The sequence below is a fragment of the Chryseobacterium culicis genome, assembly GCF_002979755.1.
Lineage (GTDB): Bacteria > Bacteroidota > Bacteroidia > Flavobacteriales > Weeksellaceae > Chryseobacterium > Chryseobacterium culicis_A.
This window is the reverse complement of the sequence record NZ_PCPP01000001.1, coordinates 239,381-258,557: the sequence shown is the minus strand read 5'-3', so window position 1 is coordinate 258,557 and position 19,177 is coordinate 239,381. Positions and strand designations below refer to the sequence as shown.

Annotated in this window: 18 protein-coding genes; 7 read left to right on the top strand and 11 right to left on the bottom strand. The window is 38.1% G+C overall.

The genetic code is table 11. The features are described 5' to 3' along the window. Window positions 1-298: 298 nt before the first annotated feature. From CQ022_RS01275 to CQ022_RS01235, 9 genes are all read right to left on the bottom strand, one after another. Complete coding sequence (locus tag CQ022_RS01275; RefSeq protein WP_105682720.1) at window positions 299-1,021, bottom strand: sterol desaturase family protein; 723 nt, start codon at window positions 1,019-1,021, stop codon at window positions 299-301. A gap of 79 nt (window positions 1,022-1,100) precedes the next feature. Then, entirely contained in the window at window positions 1,101-1,370 is a 270-nt protein-coding gene (locus CQ022_RS01270; protein ID WP_105682721.1) for a hypothetical protein, read from the bottom strand. 268 nt (window positions 1,371-1,638) lie between these two features. Further along, window positions 1,639-2,976: a S41 family peptidase gene (locus CQ022_RS01265; protein WP_105682722.1), complete on the bottom strand. Its 1,338-nt coding sequence runs from the start codon at window positions 2,974-2,976 to the stop codon at window positions 1,639-1,641. A 6-nt stretch (window positions 2,977-2,982) separates the two neighbouring features. Then, window positions 2,983-3,726 (bottom strand): hypothetical protein, encoded by a 744-nt coding sequence (locus CQ022_RS01260; RefSeq protein WP_228421688.1) that lies wholly within the window; start codon window positions 3,724-3,726, stop codon window positions 2,983-2,985. Window positions 3,727-3,906: 180 nt separating this feature from the next. Continuing rightward, entirely contained in the window at window positions 3,907-4,830 is a 924-nt protein-coding gene (locus CQ022_RS01255; RefSeq protein ID WP_105682724.1) for a T9SS-dependent choice-of-anchor J family protein, read from the bottom strand. A 76-nt stretch (window positions 4,831-4,906) separates the two neighbouring features. Beyond that, window positions 4,907-6,199, bottom strand: a complete 1,293-nt coding sequence (locus CQ022_RS01250; protein WP_105682804.1) for a hypothetical protein — start codon at window positions 6,197-6,199, stop codon at window positions 4,907-4,909. Window positions 6,200-6,523: 324 nt separating this feature from the next. Further along, complete coding sequence (locus tag CQ022_RS01245; RefSeq protein ID WP_105682725.1) at window positions 6,524-7,810, bottom strand: hypothetical protein; 1,287 nt, start codon at window positions 7,808-7,810, stop codon at window positions 6,524-6,526. 57 nt (window positions 7,811-7,867) lie between these two features. Then, window positions 7,868-11,170, bottom strand: coding sequence for a TonB-dependent receptor (locus CQ022_RS01240; RefSeq protein ID WP_105682726.1), 3,303 nt, complete (start codon window positions 11,168-11,170; stop codon window positions 7,868-7,870). 50 nt (window positions 11,171-11,220) lie between these two features. Continuing rightward, window positions 11,221-12,168, bottom strand: coding sequence for a FecR family protein (locus CQ022_RS01235; RefSeq protein WP_228421690.1), 948 nt, complete (start codon window positions 12,166-12,168; stop codon window positions 11,221-11,223). 241 nt (window positions 12,169-12,409) lie between these two features. On the opposite strand from CQ022_RS01235, the gene CQ022_RS01230 reads away from it, so the two are divergent. After that, window positions 12,410-13,036, top strand: a complete 627-nt coding sequence (locus tag CQ022_RS01230) for an RNA polymerase sigma factor (protein ID WP_105682728.1) — start codon at window positions 12,410-12,412, stop codon at window positions 13,034-13,036. Between the two features lie 981 nt (window positions 13,037-14,017). On the opposite strand, the gene hxpB is transcribed toward CQ022_RS01230, so the two are convergent. Continuing rightward, a complete protein-coding gene (gene hxpB, locus CQ022_RS01225; protein WP_105682729.1) occupies window positions 14,018-14,665 on the bottom strand; it encodes a hexitol phosphatase HxpB in 648 nt (215 codons plus the stop codon). A 36-nt stretch (window positions 14,666-14,701) separates the two neighbouring features. Continuing rightward, a complete protein-coding gene (locus tag CQ022_RS01220) occupies window positions 14,702-15,322 on the bottom strand; it encodes a helix-turn-helix transcriptional regulator (RefSeq protein ID WP_105682730.1) in 621 nt (206 codons plus the stop codon). Between the two features lie 194 nt (window positions 15,323-15,516). Between CQ022_RS01220 and CQ022_RS01215 the strand changes: the two genes are divergently transcribed. The 6 genes from CQ022_RS01215 (at window position 15,517) to CQ022_RS01190 (ending at window position 19,117) form a co-directional block, all read left to right on the top strand. Beyond that, window positions 15,517-16,143, top strand: a complete 627-nt coding sequence (locus CQ022_RS01215) for a superoxide dismutase (protein WP_105682731.1) — start codon at window positions 15,517-15,519, stop codon at window positions 16,141-16,143. 21 nt (window positions 16,144-16,164) lie between these two features. Then, on the top strand, window positions 16,165-16,665 hold the full coding sequence (locus CQ022_RS01210) for a DUF2480 family protein (protein ID WP_105682732.1): 501 nt from the start codon (window positions 16,165-16,167) through the stop codon (window positions 16,663-16,665). Window positions 16,666-16,669: 4 nt separating this feature from the next. After that, complete coding sequence (locus CQ022_RS01205) at window positions 16,670-17,239, top strand: NADPH-dependent FMN reductase (RefSeq protein ID WP_105682733.1); 570 nt, start codon at window positions 16,670-16,672, stop codon at window positions 17,237-17,239. Window position 17,240: 1 nt separating this feature from the next. Continuing rightward, window positions 17,241-18,293, top strand: coding sequence for an NAD(P)/FAD-dependent oxidoreductase (locus CQ022_RS01200; RefSeq protein ID WP_105682734.1), 1,053 nt, complete (start codon window positions 17,241-17,243; stop codon window positions 18,291-18,293). Window positions 18,294-18,298: 5 nt separating this feature from the next. Then, window positions 18,299-18,622, top strand: a complete 324-nt coding sequence (locus CQ022_RS01195) for a 2Fe-2S iron-sulfur cluster-binding protein (RefSeq protein WP_105682735.1) — start codon at window positions 18,299-18,301, stop codon at window positions 18,620-18,622. 144 nt (window positions 18,623-18,766) lie between these two features. Then, window positions 18,767-19,117 (top strand): 4Fe-4S dicluster domain-containing protein, encoded by a 351-nt coding sequence (locus CQ022_RS01190; RefSeq protein WP_105682736.1) that lies wholly within the window; start codon window positions 18,767-18,769, stop codon window positions 19,115-19,117. Window positions 19,118-19,177: the final 60 nt, after the last annotated feature.

Below are 19,177 nucleotides of genomic sequence, written 5' to 3'. Positions count from 1 at the left end.
ATGAATTTAGCTCATCTTAATATTCTTCACTTTTTCATTCTTCTTAATGGTTCATATCTTAAAGTTTTTCAACGCAAAGCATATTTTAAATTGGGTAATATTTTAAGTAAGCTAAGAAAGAGTTGATTTTCAATCACCTGATGAAGCTAGATGTTTATCCATAAACCTTTAAGCCTGCTGCAACACTTTGCTACGGCAAAAATATTAAAGTTTGTTGCCTAAACTTTGCGTTTGAAAAACAATTGCATTGTTATATCGCAGTAACAACTTCCCTCTTCCAGCCCCCGCGCCTTTCCTCCTACTTATACGTTCTGAATAAACGATCCCAAATCGAGGTATAAAATCCAAAATTTTTGCTTTCATCCAAATGATGTTGGTTGTGAAACCTTGTTGTTCCCACGAAGAAACGGTCAAAAGAAGCTGGAAAAAACTCCCTGTTTAAATGTCCTATAGTTCCCCAGATAAGGTTCAGCAGAAGGTAAATTGAAACAGAAGTTACAGAAAAATCATAGCCTATAAGTAACACCAGCATCATCAATCCAAATCCTATGGTTTCAAAAGGATGCAGCACAAAAAGACTTAAAAAATTGGTACTGACATGCTCATGATGTTTTCCATGCAGAGTTTTATAGATGAAAGGTAAATGAGCGGCAAAATGAAAAAAATACATCAGGAGATCCATTAAGAGAAGCAAAGCAACAACCTCCGCTATTATCCCAATTACAGATTGAGTCTGCCCCAATACAATCCATCCGGTTTTCCATAAGAAAGCTCCAAGCAGCAGTACAAAGCTGTTACATACAATCGTCATCAGGCTGAGATAAAAATCGGATCTTGTGACAGGATGATTTTTCTCCTGTAACTGGCTTTTACGGCAAGTCTTTTCAATAAAAACATATAATCCTATGGAGAACAGATACAGAAAAATATTAATGACCAGACTGAATATAATCCATTGTGGCCAGGAAAACTGCCAAAATATCTGTAAATAACCGGAAAGTTCTGTTTGATTAAAATTCATAAGCCCGTCATCCTTCAGCTTGATGTCATAAAGGTATGAATTTCATAGTAAAATCAACCGATAAAGTGCATTTCAGGGTTTATTTCTGTCTTGCCTTTCTTCTCAATTCCCGAAGTCTTGACGTCAATTTCTTTCTTAAATCATTATGATATTCGCGGTAGTTTTTGATGCTGTTCTCCAGATTCTTTTTATTAAGCAGATATTCCTCATACAGATTCCCTAGCTCTGAAATCTGGGTAACCACATCGGAAGGCTGGCTTTCAGGATCTTCTGCAGCTTCTATCAACAGACGGTAATATTCAATACGACTGGTCAGGTTCATGTGAAGTTTTGGTTCTATTCCCTGCATGTTTTTATGATTTTATGGTGTTCCTGAATAGATAAAAGGGCAAAAGGTTTTATCCTTACTATTCGATATATTCTTTTTTATTATTAAATAAACCTTTTAATTTTTCTTGAACCATTAAGATTGTATTAAGACGTTAAGATTATTAAGATCAAGCTTCGCTTTAACTTAAGATCAGAATGATTGATCTTAACTATACTTTATTTCTTCAAACTTCTTAATGGTTTAAAATATTGATATTCATTTTCTTTCTTTGTCTTTTCAATCCAAATTATTTTTCCATCATCACCGGAGGCACATCACTTTGAAATAGAATCTTAACACGGGCATTATCCTTCCCTACAGATTTGAAATAACCTCCATTAAGAGCAGAAGAAATAAGGGTTTCATTAGGATCGCCCAAAGGTAATAATGGCAGTCCGGCAAATTCATTGACATTGACCTGAGGGGAAATTCCATTGCTGTATTCTCCGGCTTCATTCGCGTTAAATACTTTATAAATTACCGGATGGATCTGCCAGGAAATTTTTCTCGGTTTACGTTTGTCTTCTACTACAAATCCTGCCATATCTTTTCCCAGTGTAGTATCTCCAATCTGAATAACCTGCATATAAGGTTTGAGGTTATTCACAACAATTTCGGCTGCCGATGCTGTACTGTTCGATGTGAGGATAAAAACTTTCTGCAACCCAAGCGCATTGGCTCGTAATGTATTAAAATCAAGCGCTTTGGGATCATAAGCAATCTGTTGGGCAAATGTCCTTTTTACTTCTCCTCCGTTTTTATTTCCTTTAAAAATGATGAATGGCGAACCAGATGATAACCCTGAGGGAATGAGTGAACAAAGTGCTGCTGCAGATGATACAGAGCCTCCATAATTGTATCGGAGATCGAGAATGAGTTCCTGTACTCCGGCCGCTTTCAGTTCCCCAAACTTTTGATTCAGAGTCTGAGTCATCCCGTCGGGAAAATCATAGATGTACAGATATCCTGCTTTTTTACCGTTTTTCTCAAAAACTTTAGATAAAACAGGCTGCTCAAAAGAGAAACCATAGTAAACGGTAATATCTTTTTCATCGGTTACAGCTCCGTTTTGCCATTTTCCAACGGTAAGTTCTACCACAGTCTGATCTTTAATGGAAGAAGCCATTGCTTCAGCATTCGCGGCTGTCATTATCTTTCCATTAACTTTGGTAATGATCATTCCCCGTTCAAGCCCTGAGTTAAAGGCAGGAGAGTTTTGAAGAACCAGCTTCACTACCGTAACCACCTTGTTGCTGGCAAGCTGAACAATGGAATAATCAAAACCATACATATTCCTTATGGAACGTGGATAGGTAGAGGAATCTTCAGTATTCACCATGAAAGAAAACCGATCCTGAGGAGACAGCAGACTTTTAAAAAAATCTTTTACAGGAAGTCGGTAATCTGGTTTTACAGGCATTTGGTCTGCCCAGTAATAATATCGTTTCATGCTGTCCTGAACCCATAGATTTACAGATTCTGTACTTCCTTCCGGAAAAACGGGTGCACTTTCATCATTATTATTCGTACACGAAATGAGAAAGACTGCGATGGCAATGCATTGAAGTTTAAAAAAATTTTTCATACGCAATTACAGATATTCTGCAACATCAATATCTCCTTTTACCACCCATTCTCCATTTTCCATTTTTTCCTGAAGGACAATCATGTTAGCCCCTGTGTGCTGTTTTAATTTTACCTGAATCATTTTAGTTCCTGCATAAGGTTCCGTAGCTCCCGGTTTGTATAATTCAAGATATACCGGAGCTGTGGAACTGAAAAAATTATAAATCTTTACAGCCGTAAAATTATCTTTCCCGATACTATCAAATTCTGCCAGTACTACCCCGTTTTCTCTTTTCAAAATACCTTTCACATTTTTCAGTGAGGTTCCTGAAAATTCGCCAAGATTGGGAAAAATAAATTCAAAACCTACTTTCCCAAAATTAACCTGAGGTTTTACCGCATACGTCTGCAGATAAATTCCCGGAAGATTAAAAAAATACAGGTCTTTATAGTCTTCTATATTGTCATATGTAATATTGTATTTTGCAATTTCGGTGCCTGTTTCATGGTTATAGACAGACAGTTTATTGGTTTCTCCCTGATCCAGTACAAACTGAAGCTGAGTTTCTATTTTATTGGTATAGGACGTTTTTCCGTCAATGGATACAGGCTGTCCGTTGAATCTCAGCTGAAGAGCATCCGGTTTGGAAAATCCCTTGATATTAACGTCTCCGGGTTTCTGTACCTTATCAGACAACTCCATTGTATTGCTGTCTGTGCATGAAAAAAGTACCGTAAAAAATAGGAGTAATGCAAAGATTTTATTCATCTTTCTCAATTATTTCATTGTAAAACTTAAAAATATTGCCCGGCCCTATAAGCCGGGCAATATATAATTATAAAAAAACTAGTTGGATATATTCTGAATAGCCTTCTTTCAAAGACTACCCATTATTTTATATAAAATTTCATGGTGTTCCTAAAATCAGATTCTAAGGAGCCAGAATGCTTATTTTTTAATAAATTTCAGTCTTTCCGTTGTCTTTCCGTCTGTAACTTCTGCGATATACGCTCCTGCTATAAGACCAGCTATATGAATACCTTTGGAATACTGAGTCGTCAATACTTTTTGTCCAGCTGCATTGTAAATATTAACTACCGTTGTAGTTTCTTTCAATGACGGATTAAGCTGCAACTGTAAAGATTCTTTTACCGGATTTTCAACTATTTGTGTTGTAATTTTGTTTCTTTTTATCTCCTTAGTTCCTAAAAATGAAGTAGCATAAATTCCCATTTCATCGATATTAATATTCTGGATATTATTTCCACTTGCTTTTCTGTTCGCCCACATTCCGATATAGATTTTCTTCCCTGCGAAAGCAGAAAGATCTACAAGAGATTGTACAAACTCGGTAAGATCTGCCGGAAATGGATTGGCTGAATCTCCTACCTGTATTTTATAAAGACTCTGAACATCATTACCACCTGCATCTACCGTCATAGCCTGAAAATCAGCTAATGTAGGAACTTCTTTCTGTGGTGTACTTACATAGATAAAAAGATCTCTGGCAACAATAGTATGGGTAGTTCTCTGCCTTCCGATATTCGCAGCTAAAGTAACTGTACCTGCAGTATTAGTAAGATCAATCTGAGGAGAAATGATCCAGTCGTTTTCCGCAGCAAAGCCATTAGCATTTCCACTTGGTACCAAACTGATGGAATGACGAAGAACACCTGAAGTTCCATAAGTAAGAGTAGTTCCGTTGTGATAAATGTTTTGTCCCTGTACCCATCCGTTACCATTGCTGTTCAGATCATGGAATGTCCATCCCTGAAGATCAGCAGGAGTATCAAAAGAGTTTCCCCATACCAGAGACTGCGCTGCAGCCAGATGGGATAAAAACAGAACAGATGATAAAATTATTTTTTTCATAATACTGATTATTAATGTTTTTGAAGTAAAAGCAAGGAATCAGCATGTGCTGTTCCCTGCTTTTTAAAGTTTTTTATTATTCTACAATAGAGAAATTGTATTTTGTCCAAAGTCCCTGGAAGTTTCCACAGTTTCTTGGAGATACATTCCAACCACCTTCGTTGAAGAAAGGCTGGCTCATCCCCCATAGAGATGCAGGAGTACCAGTCGCCAGGTTAGCTGCAGGGATTCCTGCTGTTCCTGTACCTGTAACTGAAGTAGTAAATCCGTGAACCTGAATCGTGTTGTATGCTGAAGCTGAAGAAAGCTCAGAACCTGTACCTTCTACTTTGATTCCCACAGGATATCCTGTAACTACAGCGTTATTTAATGTTAATCTTCCGTGTCTTCTGATGTGGATTCCGTTTTCATACAAAGCTCCTTTATTAGAGTTCTTAGCTCCAATGATGGTAAGGTTGTTGATTACCGGATGAGTCAACAATGTTGTAGAAGAACCGTCTGCGTTGTTATCAAGCTCGATACCGTTAGAATCCGGGCTTGATCCGCTAAGACTGTGTGTAGAGTTGTAATCTGCCAAAGCTAATGCACAAGTGATTGTTCCTGTATATCCGTTATCGAAGTCGAAGTTATCATCATCTGCTGCAAAAGAAACAAGGTTTGAAGCGTTTACTGTACCTCCGAAGAATTCAAAAGAATCATCTTTTCCGAAAGATACCTGAATATGATCCAAAGTAGTTCCGTTCCCTACTCCTCCTAATGTAAGACCATTGATTTCGTTTCCTGAGTTTGGCGCTAAAAGATCGTACCCTGCAAACTCAATACGTACATATTTCAATGTTCCACCGTTGTGAGAAGCATTGGTACCTCCGTAATAGAAATCAGGTCCAGATAATCCTTCAATCGTTTTTGTGAAAGGTGTGTTTGTAGGAGCATCTCCTAAAATGATAACCCCACCGAAATCACCAGGAGCAGCAGTTGTATCTTCGTTTCCGTCTAACAACTTGTAGCTGGTGAAAATGATAGGCTGAGCTTCTGTACCCGCTGCGTTGATTTTTCCTGTTTTAGAAATTACCAAAACTCCCGTAGCGGTATTGTTTGTGCTTGGTTTAGCTTTAATGAATGTACCCGGCTGAATTGTTAATGTAGCACCATTTTTTACGGTTACAACTCCATTTAATTCAACTACACCACTCCATGTAGTATTTGAAGTAATATCACCGCTTACGCTGGTTACCGGAAGAGCAGAAGCTGTAAGGTACTCAGCAGAAGTAGATTTCATTTCGAATGGAGAAGATGAATCCGCCAGTTGATCGTTTTGACAAGCTGTAAGAGATAATGCTGCCACTGCAATTAGAGTTAGTCTTTTCATTGTTATAATTTTTAATAAATCCGGTCGTGTTATTTTATACCAGATCAGTTTTTTATTCAGGAATATCTTCCTCTCTATTCCTTCGATTTGTTTTTTGGTGTTCATCCCATCGCTGCAGGAGGAACTGCATTGCGGGAGTTCCCATGGAAACCGTTAATGCCTGGGAAAAACAATTAACGTTCGGTTTTTTTCTGAACCAGTACTGATGTGCGCCTTATCAGCATTTTCCAGTTTTTGATCAGGTTCCCGAAACCTGTACGCTTCTATCATTAAGATATCTTTTTACTCTAAGTTTCTATTTCCATGCTCATAAGGCTCATTTCCTTATTCTAGAATGGAGAAATTATATTTGGTCCAAAGTCCTTGAAAATTGCCACAATTCCTTGGTGATACATTCCATCCTCCCTCATTAAAAAATGGTTGATTCATTCCCCAACCGGAAGCAGAAAGTCCAGTAGATAAGTTAGCCATAGGAATTCCTGATGTACCAGCCCCTGTGACGGAAGTTGTAAATCCGTGAACAAGAATGGTATTATAATTAGAGGCAGAAGCAAGCATTGAACCTGTACCTTCTACTTTGATTCCAACAGGATATCCTGTAATAGTAGCATCATTTAATGTTAATCTTCCATTTCTTCTGATATAAATTCCATTTCCGTACCTAGCACCCATAGTGGATTTCCAAGGACCTATTATTGTAAGATTATTCACTACAGGATGTGTTACTAATGGTGTAGATGTTCCATCAATATTATTATCGAGTTCAATACCGTGAGAATCATTGACGGCCCCACTGAGACTATGGGTAGAATTATAATCTGCCAAAGCAAGTGCACATGTAACAGGCCCAGTATATCCATTATTAAAATCGAAATTATCATCATCTGGTGCAAAAGAAATCAGGTTGGAAGCATTTATGTTTCCTCCATAAAATTCAAATGAATCATCTTTACCATAAGACACCTGAATATGATCGATAGTGGTACCACTACCTACTCCGGCTAAAGTAAGGCCGTTAATTTCATGGATTGTATAGGGGAATATATCTGTTCCTCCGAATTCAATACGTACATATTTCACGATTCCTGCGTTATGATTTTGGTTAGTCCCACCATAATAATAATCAGGTCCAAAAAGTCCTTCAATGGTTGTTGTAGAAGGAGTATTCGTTAAAGCATCCCCCAGCAGGATTAATCCTCCAAAGTCGCCAGGCTCTCCAATAGTATCTTCATTACTGTCCAACAGCTTATAACTTGTAAAAATAATCGGCTGACTTTCTGTTCCTACGGCATTGATTTTCCCTGTTTTTGTGATGATCAGAACTCCTGACGGAGCTGTTGTTCCTTTTGGTTTTGCTTTAATATATGTTCCTGGAAGGATTGTCAGTGTAGCTCCATCTTTTACTGTTATTATTCCATCCATTTCGATGACTCCACTCCAGATTGTATTAGTGGTAATATTATCACTTACAGTAGTTACCGGAAGAGCAGAAGCTGTAATATATTCAGATGAAGTAGCCTTTATTTCAAACGAAGATTTCTTATCCTCTAATCTGTCATGCTGACAAGCTGTAAGGAATGATAATATTACAATTGGAATTAACTTTTTCATTGTACCGCTTTAATTATTGTATTCTATTTTATTTAGACCTATATCTTGATTGTGTTTTTAAAACATATAGTTCACACTCAGGCTGAACATTCTTCCACTGTAAGCCCGAAACATAATCTTATCAATATTCTTGTCATACCTGTCTGTTGCACCTGGTAAAAGCCCCCATGCTTCCCTTTCAGTTCCGATCGCACTACCCAGTCCCAGTGGTATTACATAGGAATTGTAATTATTATAATATTCCTTCACTCTATTGAATAAGTTTCTTGCATTGAATTTTAATTCAAGGTTTTTGTTTCGAAGAAATTTATAGGAGATCTGTGCGTCTGCCACAGCATAAGGACGCTGTATTTCTTCTCCTTTGTAAGCATACCCAACGGTGATATACTGATCTCCTTTAGCATTATATAAAAAACTAAGTCCCAAACGATCACCATCATAGGTCAATCCAAGATTATAGGCATAAGGAGTCTGTCCATAGAGCGGACGTTTTACTTCATAGGTTTCATCATTCTCACCTGTTTTATAAAGATCTTTAAAGGCTACTACCTTTGTGTGATTATAGGTGAAGTTTCCGCTTATAAAAAGTTTTTCCAAAAAGGTTCCGTCTGCAATAAATCCTAAATTCTTTCTTACCTCAGCCTCTACTCCCAATAATTTTGCGTTTTTCGAATTACCATTATAGAGATATAGATTTCCTTCGCTGGAAATATGTCCCTCACGTTCTATGGGTCTGTCTATATTTTTATAATACAGCCCTGCAGAAAAGATTTCTCCCAATCCGGGAAACCATTCAAATTTGAAATCATAATTATTGATGACTGAAGATGTCATTTCTGTATTATAAATCAAACCATTAGCTATCGGGTCAAAATAGGGTAAACCAGTTCTTTCATTAAACTGCGGACGAATTACGGATCTGTTGTAGGCAAGCCTAAGATTCATTTTATTCGTAGGACTATAGGTAAAGTTCATAGAGGGCATCCATTGCCACGGTTTATCCTCAATGGCCGCTCTTTCTACATTCTTGGTATCACTGGGGTCTAGCTGCTGAGAGATAAGATTATATTTAAAGTATTCTGCACGAAGTCCCCATACCAATCTTAATTTCTTCCAACGGTTATCAAACATGACAAAAACCGCATGCTGATTAACTTCTCCTTCATATTTATCATTTTTATACAGTGCCCGGGTTTCCCATCCAATACCTCCTGGTACATAGTGAGATCCATTGAACCAATCTGCAAGAGCTCCATACATTGTCAAATAATTTTTTTCACTATTCGGAACATTTCTGTTCTCATCCACTCGTAGAAAGAATTTTTGTTGTTGATTGGTATTATTTTTCAATGTTCCTGCATATCCTGTCTTTACCGTATTTTTTACGTTTCCAAAATCCAGATCCCATTTAACTGAAGCACCATAATTGTAATCAGTCTCTTTATTGGCTATATATCCTCTATAAAAATTTCCTCCTGTATTATAGATTTTATGATAGGTCAGGATCTCACTCCCAATAAAATCATATAGCGTCAGATACTGAGTATAATCTTTAGTATCAGATGTTATCCCGGTTCTTGCTGCAAACCAGTTGACTTCCGCATTTCCTATTTTATGATTCCCTTCCAGTTTATTTTGTAGGAGCATCTGAAAAATGGGATAATTCGTATTATCAGTATAAGGCCTGTCTAGGTTTTTGATCTGAGCAGGATCATTATTGGGTATCATTCCGTTATAAAAATAATTGTAGGCTAATTCTGCATTAGAAGCCATGGCACTACCCGTAGTATATTCATTCCAACCGGTAACTCTTGTCAGGGTATTATCAAAAATATGGGTATAGGAATTACGGAATGATATTCTGCTTTTCCCTAACTGAAGTCCGAAATTAAGCATCCCCGCAACTGTAGAGTTGTAATTATAGGAAGCACCTTTATTTTTGAAGTTATAAAATGGTATAGGAGCGACTCCTTTTGTTTCCCAATCTGCAATATAAGGTCCCGTGGTATCCAGCCAGTTTCCTCTTCCTGTGTGGTCAATATCCAGTTTATTCTGTTCATTTCTGATGACAAATGCTCCTGCAAAACCCCATTTATTATTGTTTTTAAGCGCATATGTTCTTCCTAATGCCAGCTGTATATTAGATCCCATGTCACCTCTGGTTTTATAGGTGCTGAAATTATCATTGGTAAACTGTCTGGACTGCTCAAAAAATCTGGGATCTGTCCAGTTCATCGGTTCAAGTCCTTTAGGAAAATCTCTGCTTCCGTCATCATATCCGAAATAATCATACTTTCCCCTCTTACGGGTTAAAAATTCTTTGAAAGCAGACTGGTCGTTATATGAAGTTCCCAGGGTTACCGTTGTAAAATTTTCATTGGGAATATCTTTGGTCCTTACTTCTACGTAGCCTCCTGCAAAACTTGCATTCATATCAGGTGTTGCAGATTTGCTTACCACCACACTTTCTACCATGGCAGTAGGAATGATATCAAATGAAAAGTTCTGATTATAAGCTTCTGTACTGGGCAGGTTGATTCCGTCCATGGCTGCAGTATTCCAACGTTCTCCCATAGATCGTACTACCACATATTTATTATCGATGGTGGTGATACCTGTTACTCTTTTCAGTGTTCCTCCCACATCGCTGTCTGGCGTTTTAGAAATCTGCTCCGCTGAAATACCATCACTCATCTGGGCTGCTTTTTTCTGCTGGGCAAGAAGCCCCGCCTGAGTATCTGCTTTACGGGCAGCTGTGATAACAACTTCTTTGATGTCTGTAATTTTATCGGAAGCTTTGTTTAAAGCAAATGAAACTGAACTGGTTTCTTTATTGGTAACAGATAGTTTTTCAACTCTCAGCGTATTATATTTAGGAGCTTTTATCGTCAGATTATATGTTCCTGAAGGAAGATCTATGGTAAAATCTCCGTTATTATCTGTGACTGCAGTTTTCTGAGCAATAGTAACTTCTGCTCCGGTAATGGGATTTCCCACCTCATCCACTATTTTACCGGAAATACGTCCGTTTCCCGGTACCGAAATGTTTAAACTTTCATATTTTATCGAAATAAGATCACCATGCAAACGGTAGATAACAGGAAGCCCATTGGTAATATCCTTCAGGCAGTTGTTGACAGAAGTATTTTCGCATTTCACCCCTTTTACCTTCAGCTCTTTAATATCTACCTTGGAATAAGCCAGTCTCATTCCCGTTTTTCCGGCAAATTCTTCCAAAACTTCAATCAACGGTCTGTTGGCAGGTACGGAAAATGTTACTTTCTGAACCAGCTCCTGAGCTTCTGCGGCTACAGTAAAAAATAAGGCTGCTATGGTAATACCACATTTCAAACTTTTCATACTTAATAGTGTTCTCTTGATTATGATTATTTATTTTTTTGAATAATGATTTATTTCTTAAGGATATAAGTGTTTTCTTTTTTCTGAACTTCCAATCCCAGAATGAAGGCCAGTGATTCAATATTTTCGCTAACTGTTCCTCCGGTAAAATCAGCCGTGATCTTTTTGTCTTCGGCTTCTTTAGGATACAGTACTTTTGTGTTATAATTGCTTTCCAGCACTGCGACTACTTCTTTTAAAGGAACATCATTAAAACTCAAAGACAATATTGAAGGAATTTTGTTTGCCGGGTTTTTCGCAGGTTTCAAGGAAATAATGGCTGTGGTATGAGCAACCCCGAAATTGGTCCACTTCTGATTAGGTTTAAGAAAAGAAACCGGAACTCCCGGAGATGATACCGCTACCTTTCCTTCATAAAGATCAACGGCTTTTTTCTTTCCGGACTGTGAGATTTTAAACACAGTTCCCAATACTTTAGTACTGAAACCCTCAGCATGAACAATGAAAGGATGTATTTTTGACTTCGCCACAGAAAAGACAGCATCTCCTTTTAAATTCACCACTCTGGTAGAAGCAGGAAATGATTTTGCTACCGTCAGTTCAGCACCTGGCAAAAGAGTGACCACCGATCCGTCTTCAAGATAAACAACACGGTTTACCGATTTTGCGAGATACACATCAGGCTTTATGAACATGGTGTAAGTAAAAATGCCTCCCAACGACAAAAGCAGAATAATAACAGCCGCAATTTTATAGAAGGTTGTTTTAAAACTTTTTACAGACTGTATATCTCTTTGAGGAAAGTAATATTCAAGCCCAGCTAATACCCTTTCTCTGGATTCTTTCAGATGAACAGCATCCAGATCTTTTTCTGTACGGATCTTCCATTGTTTTAAAAGTTCATTTTCTTTTTCCGAAATTGGGTCTTCCGAAATTTCCCGTTCCCAAAGTCTGAAAACAAAGGCTTCAATATTTTTATAAGTTAAACGTTTTTTCATAGAGTCTTTCATGGTATTCACTGATACTTCTATCTATAAGACCGTGAAAATGAAAAACTTCCCCAGCGCATTCTTAACCTTATATTCACATTACAACCAGATTGTTAATAATTTTCGCCCTTTTTCACATTTACTCAACATTAATGTCATATTTGAGGGCTGTTTTTCAGAAATATTTAATCTTACTCTACCCAAAGTTCACAAAAAGTTAATTTTCCTTTAGGTAATTTTGTAACACAATATGAGCCCAACAGACTATACATTATTAAAGAAAATAAAATCAGGCGACCGCCCTGCATTTATGCTGCTGTATGACCGATACTGGGATAGTCTATATCGCTTTGTTTTTGTAAGAACACGGGATAAAGAAATCTCTGAGGAAATTCTTCAGAACCTATGGATAAAGATTCTTGAGAATACAGATGTGATACAAACCGATGATACGGGAAGTGCGAAAGGCTACCTTCTCCGCCACCTTCATTACAGAATCATTGATTTTTATAACAGCTACAAAAAAGTACTCCCTACTCTGAGTATTGACGAGTTTGATATTCCCAATGAAATTGAAATAGCAGATACAGACTACTTTGAAATCCTTGAGGAAAATGAGATCAGTGCTCTGTTATTAATGATTGATGAAGTGGTTTCTCAGCTTCCTTCAACGGAACAGCAGGTGTACGATATGAGAATCCGAAAAAATATGTCTGTGAATGAGACCGCAGAAGCACTGGGAATCAGCAACAAGACGGTAAGTAATAAATTAAGTAAAGCGTTGGGAGAAATCCGTGAACAGCTGAACCCTGAGTATCAGTCGTCAAAAAAACTGGTTTCTATCCTGCTTTTGATGGAGGTGTTGACGAGATGTTGAGAATGGGATGCGAGGTTCGGGATTCGGGGGGGCAAGTCAATGGTCAATTTGCTACGCAGTCAATCATCAATTTTTATAACAGTTATCAAAATTCACAGCGAAGCAGATTCACCTTTTCACGTCATTGGTCAATCTGTTGCGCAGTCAATCGTCAATTTTTATAATGTCTATCAAGATTCACAGCGAAGCGGATTCACCTTTTCACGTCATTGGTCAATTTGCTGCGCAGTCAATCGTCAATTTTTATAACGTCTATTAAGATTCACAGCGAAGCGGATTCACCTTTTCACGTCATTGATCAATCTGTTGCGCAGTCAATAGTCAATTTTTATAACGTCTATCAAAATTCGCAGCGAAGCGAATTCACTTTTCCACGTCATTGGTCAATCTGTTGCGCAGTCAATCGTCAATTTTTATAACGTCTATCAAGATTCACAGCGAAGCGGATTCACCTTTTCACGTCATTGATCAATCTGTTGTGCAGTCAATCGTCAATTTTATAACGGCTATCAAGATTCACAGCGTAGCAGATTCACTATTCACGTCATTGGTCAATTTGCTGTGCAGTCAATCGTCAATTTTATAACGTCTATCAAGATTCACAGCGAAGCGGATTCATCTTTTCACGTCATTGGTCAATCTGTTGTGCAGTCAATCGTCAATCTTATAACGTCTATCAAGATTCACAGCGAAGCGGATTCACTATTCACGTCATTGGTCAATCTGTTGCGCAGTCAATAGTCAATTTTTATAACGTCTATCAAAATTCACAGCGAAGCAGATTCATCTTTTCACGTCATTGGTCAATCTGTTGTGCAGTCAATCGTCAATTTTATAACGTCTATCAAGATTCACAGCGAAGCGGATTCACTATTCACGTCATTGGTCAATTTGCTGTGCAGTCAATAGTCAATCTTATAACGTCTATCAAGATTCACAGCGAAGCGGATTCACTATTCACTATTCACTATTCACTATTCACTATTCACCAAATACTGGCAGAAAAACGGTATTAAAGTCCAGGATCTTAAAATCGGCAAGATTTGAATCTATGCTTTCATCATTATTCGTAAAAATTACGGTCTGCATTCCGGCCTCTTTTGCAGCCTTTAATCCTGAGTGGCTGTCTTCAATAGCAATGCAGTGTTCCGGGGAAACTCCAAGGTTTTTTGCAGAAGTGAGATACACTGCAGGATGAGGTTTTCCCTGAGTTTCAAACTCTGATGAGTGGATAGTATCAAACAATTCACGAACCTGAAGTTTTTCAAGAACAACATGTGCTACACGCAAAGGAGCATTGGTTGCCAGCCCTATTTTATATTCTTTAGTCTTAAGATTTTTAATAAACTCCTGCACACCGGACATTGTACAGTCTTTGGCCTGTATCATCTCGATCACCCTTGTTACCACTTTATGTTCCAGATCGGATGCATCAAAATTTTCCCAGGGAAATCTTTCATACCAGAATTCGGTAACTTCCTGAGTGGTCATATATTTGGTTTGTGCTGCAAGATCTTCTGTAACCTGCACTCCATAGGATGAAAATACATCAAGTTCAGCCTGTGTCCAGAATTTTTCTGAGTCTATCAGAACACCGTCCATGTCAAATATTACTGCTTTTAAAGCCATCTTCTGAATGATAAATTATTAGTTATGAATGATCATTTACTGGCTGATTTTATATACACAGCGCTGCCCTCCGGAAATGATATGATCTATTCTTTCCACTTTGTAATCCTTACCGATCAAAGATTGAAAATTGGATAATTCGGCACGGCAGAACCCCTGACATTCTGTTGCCGCAGCACATATGGGGCAATGGTTTTCAATCAGAAAATAATCTTTGCCTTCTTTTTTCCATTCTGCCATATAGCCTTCTTCACTACGGACTTTTGCGAGAGATTCAAGACGCTGTTCCAGAGATTTTGCGTGAGAAAGTACTTTTTCATACCGCTCATGGGTGTTCTTTTCCCTGTCACTGATCAATAAGTCCAAAGCATTGTCACCCAAAAGATTTTTCACTGACTTCAGAATCTGAACCGTCACATCTGCATGTGTATCCGGAAATTGAGACAATCCTTTCTCTGTGAGGGTATAGTAAGTAGATGGACGGCCTACGCCTTCGCTCTTCACCGAAGACCGGATCAATCCTTCGTGAGCAAGGTTCAGTAAATGCTTTCTAGCCCCTTCTTTAGTGATCGAAAGCTCTTCAGCAATAAGAAGCGATGTAGCTTCACCTCTCATCTTTAAAAACATCAGAATACGATCCGCAGCCGGCTTCTTCATTTGACAATGTTTAGGTTGTTTTATTTTTCAACAACAAATATAGTCATTTTCTATAACCTTAAAAAATAAAGCTTAAAACAAACATTTACAAGATATTATGTTTTCAAACTACAGAATCAATAAAACAACCTAAAAGTTGTTTTATTAAAATATATTTCTACCTTTGTCATACATTAATCAAAAAAATAAATACGATGAACCCATTTACATTACCCCAATTACCTTATGCTTATGATGCTTTGGCACCTTTTATAGATACAGAAACAATGACAATTCACCATCAGAAACATCATCAGGCTTATGTAGATAATCTGAATGCTGCACTGGCACAAACCAATGAAATCAATCCCGACCTTGATTCACTGCTTCAAAGAATTAGCGAGTACAGTCCTGCTGTAAGAAATAATGGTGGCGGTCATTATAATCATTCTTTATTCTGGGAAATCCTTTCTTCTCAACCCAAGCTAAATCCAGAAGGTATGCTTCATGATGATATCACAGCCACTTTCGGAAGTCTTGAGAACCTTAAAGCAGAAATGAAAAAAACCGGTTTGGCGCAGTTTGGTTCCGGATGGGTATGGCTTTTTGTAAAATTCAACGGATCTCTGGCCATCAGCTCTACCCCTAATCAGGATAACCCGATGATGGATATTCTTTCCATGAACAGAGGTTTTCCGATTCTTGGAATAGATGTATGGGAGCACGCCTATTATCTGAACTATCAGAATAAAAGGGCAGATTATCTGGATGCTTTCTGGTCTGTACTGGATTGGTCTTCCGTGGAGAAAAAATACGAAGAAGCTTTATCAAAAGTAAGATAATCAACACAAAATAAACAAACTATGACTGAGGAAAATTTTATCAATAAAGCAAAGGCTTCCGGCATTATTGCCCTTGACCTTTCAGACTATAAACCTACTACGGAGATTGTAGAACTGGATATCAAAGAGTACCTTTTCATGGGAATGATTGTTAAGGAAAAAGAGTTTAAAGAATCAATTGCTGCGGTAGATTTTTCTGTATACAACGAAAAAGCAGTAGGCATTACCTGCTCTACGGATGCCATTATTCCGCCCTGGGCTTACATGTTCATTATGGAAAAACTTTCGCCTTATGCTTCTTATGTGGATTTAAATGATGCCGAAGCAATTCTGCTCGATCTCTGGAAACGCCGTCTCATCTACGCAGATCTGAAACAGTATAGAAATCAGAAAGTGGTTGTTCGGGCCAGTACCCATCATGATCCTTCACTTTATTTACTAGCTGCAGGATTATTGAAACCTTTGGTTAAGACACTGATGTATGGCGAAATAGGATTACCCAAAGTAATTTTTAAACAATAAAAAAATGAAAGCAATCATATTCAACGGATCACTGGAAAGAAGAGCCTTATCTACTTCCGGACTGATTTCAGAGTATTTTTCAGAACAGCTGAAAATACTGGGAATTCAAACAGATATTTTTACACTGGCTGATTCCGGCATTCCTTTATTCGATGTTACCCTTACCAAAACCCCTTTGGCGGTAGAACGCATGACTCAGATGTTCACTGATGCAGATCTGCACATCTGGCTGGCTCCTCTTTATCACGGAAGTATTCCGGGAGTGATGAAAAACTGCCTGGACTGGCTGGAAGTGACCGCCAACAGGTATGAACCTTATCTTACAGATAAAACTGTGGGGTTGGTATGCTGGGCAGATGGTCTGCAGGCGATGCAGGGAATCAATGCTATGGATTCTATTGCCAAATCATTGCGTGCATGGCCATTACCTTTCAGTGTTCCTATTGTAAGATCATCATTATTTGCTACTGATCAATCCACTGAAATTTCAGCTCTCTACGCTGGTAAGTTTGATAAACTGATCAGCATTGCTACCTCCAAAAAAATAGAAAAAACGACTATAAACCATTCATAACATGATAGAAACAGATATACTGATCATTGGTGCCGGCCCTGCAGGGTTATTTACGGTATTTGAAGCCGGCCTTCTCAAAATGCGCTGCCATATTATAGATGCACTGCCGCAGATGGGAGGCCAGTTATCAGAACTGTATCCCAAGAAACCTATTTTTGATATTCCCGGATTTCCCAGTGTACTGGCCGGAGAACTCATCGATAATCTTTATGAGCAGATTAAACAGTTTGAGCCGGGCTTTACATTTAATGAAACAGCAATACATCTTCTCAAACTGGAAGAAAATCTTTTTGAAGTGATTACTGATAAAGGAACAAAACACAGAGCGAAAGCCGTTATTATAGCCGGAGGTCTGGGAAGTTTTGAGCCTAAAAAACCACCTATTGAAAATATTTCTGATTTTGAGGAACGCGGCGTCAGTTATTTTATCAAAAGACCGGAGGATTATACCGGAAAACATATTGTCATTGCCGGAGGTGGGGATTCTGCACTGGACTGGACGATTCATCTTGCTGAAATAGCTTCGTCTGTTACTCTTATTCACAGAAGGAATGAATTCCGCGGAGCTCTGGATTCTGTTGAAAAGGTAAAAAAATTAAAGCAGGATGGAAAAATCAACCTGATTACCCCGGCAGAAGTGGTAGCTGTAGAAGGAGAAAATCATTTAACAAAAATATTTATTGAAAAAGAAGGAACCATTCAAGCCATTGAAACAGATTATTTTATTCCTCTGTTCGGGTTGGTTCCCAAATTAGGTCCTTTGGCTGATTGGGGACTTGAACTGGAAAAGAATGCGATAAAAGTAGACAACAGCACTGACTTTCAAACAAATATTCCAGGGGTGTATGCTGTAGGAGATATCAATACCTATCCTTATAAAATGAAACTGATTCTGTGCGGGTTCCATGAAGCAGCCATTGCCTGCCAAAGTATCTATCAACGTTTAAATCCCAATAAAAAATTTGTACTAAAATATACAACGGTAAGTGGAATTGAAGGCTTTGACGGCACTAAAAAACAAGCAGAAAAACAGGTAGTAGCTACTATTGACTAAGGATTATGGAGAATGAAATTACCATTACTGTTATCGACCAAAACGGTAATACTCATACATTATTATGTCCTTTAGAAATGGGACTTACGCTTAAAGATATCTGCAAGGCTTACGAATTACCCATGGAAGCTATGTGTGGAGGAATGGCCATGTGTGCCACCTGTCATTGTTTTATTCTCAGTGAAGCCATCCCTCTTCCTGAAAAAAATGATATTGAGGAAGCTCTGTTATCAGAACTGTTTACCTCCAATACAACCAGCAGATTAGCCTGCCAGATTCATCTGACTGCCCAAATGGATGGACTGTCAGTAAAAATTGCTGTAGATTAATGAGTTAAAATTAAAAATTAGCACACTTTATGCTGCTTATTTTCAAAGAACAGTGTTGAACTGCTGTAATTAAGTTTAGCGGGGATTTCTGAATCGTCCGACGTTGAAGAAATCCCTTTTTTAAACCCTTTAAATTCATACAATATGGCTATAAAAATAACAGATGCCTGTATCAACTGTGGAGCCTGCGAACCTGAATGCCCCAACTCAGCCATTTACGAAGGTGCTATCGATTGGCGCTGGAAAGACAAAACAAAACTTTCAGGACATATTACATTTCCTGACGGCACAGAAGGTGATGCTGATGCATACCATGAAGCTGTTTCGGACGAAGTTTATTATATCGTTTCCGGAAAATGTACAGAATGCAAAGGTTTTCATGAGGAACCACAATGTAAGGCCGTATGCCCTGTAGACTGCTGCATAGATGATCCTGATCACAGGGAAACAGAGGAAGTATTATTGGACCGACAAAAATTCATGCACAGTGCTTAATAAATTTCTATCTTTTATATTTAATTTTCAATAGAGGCGGGTTTTAACCCGCCTTCTTAT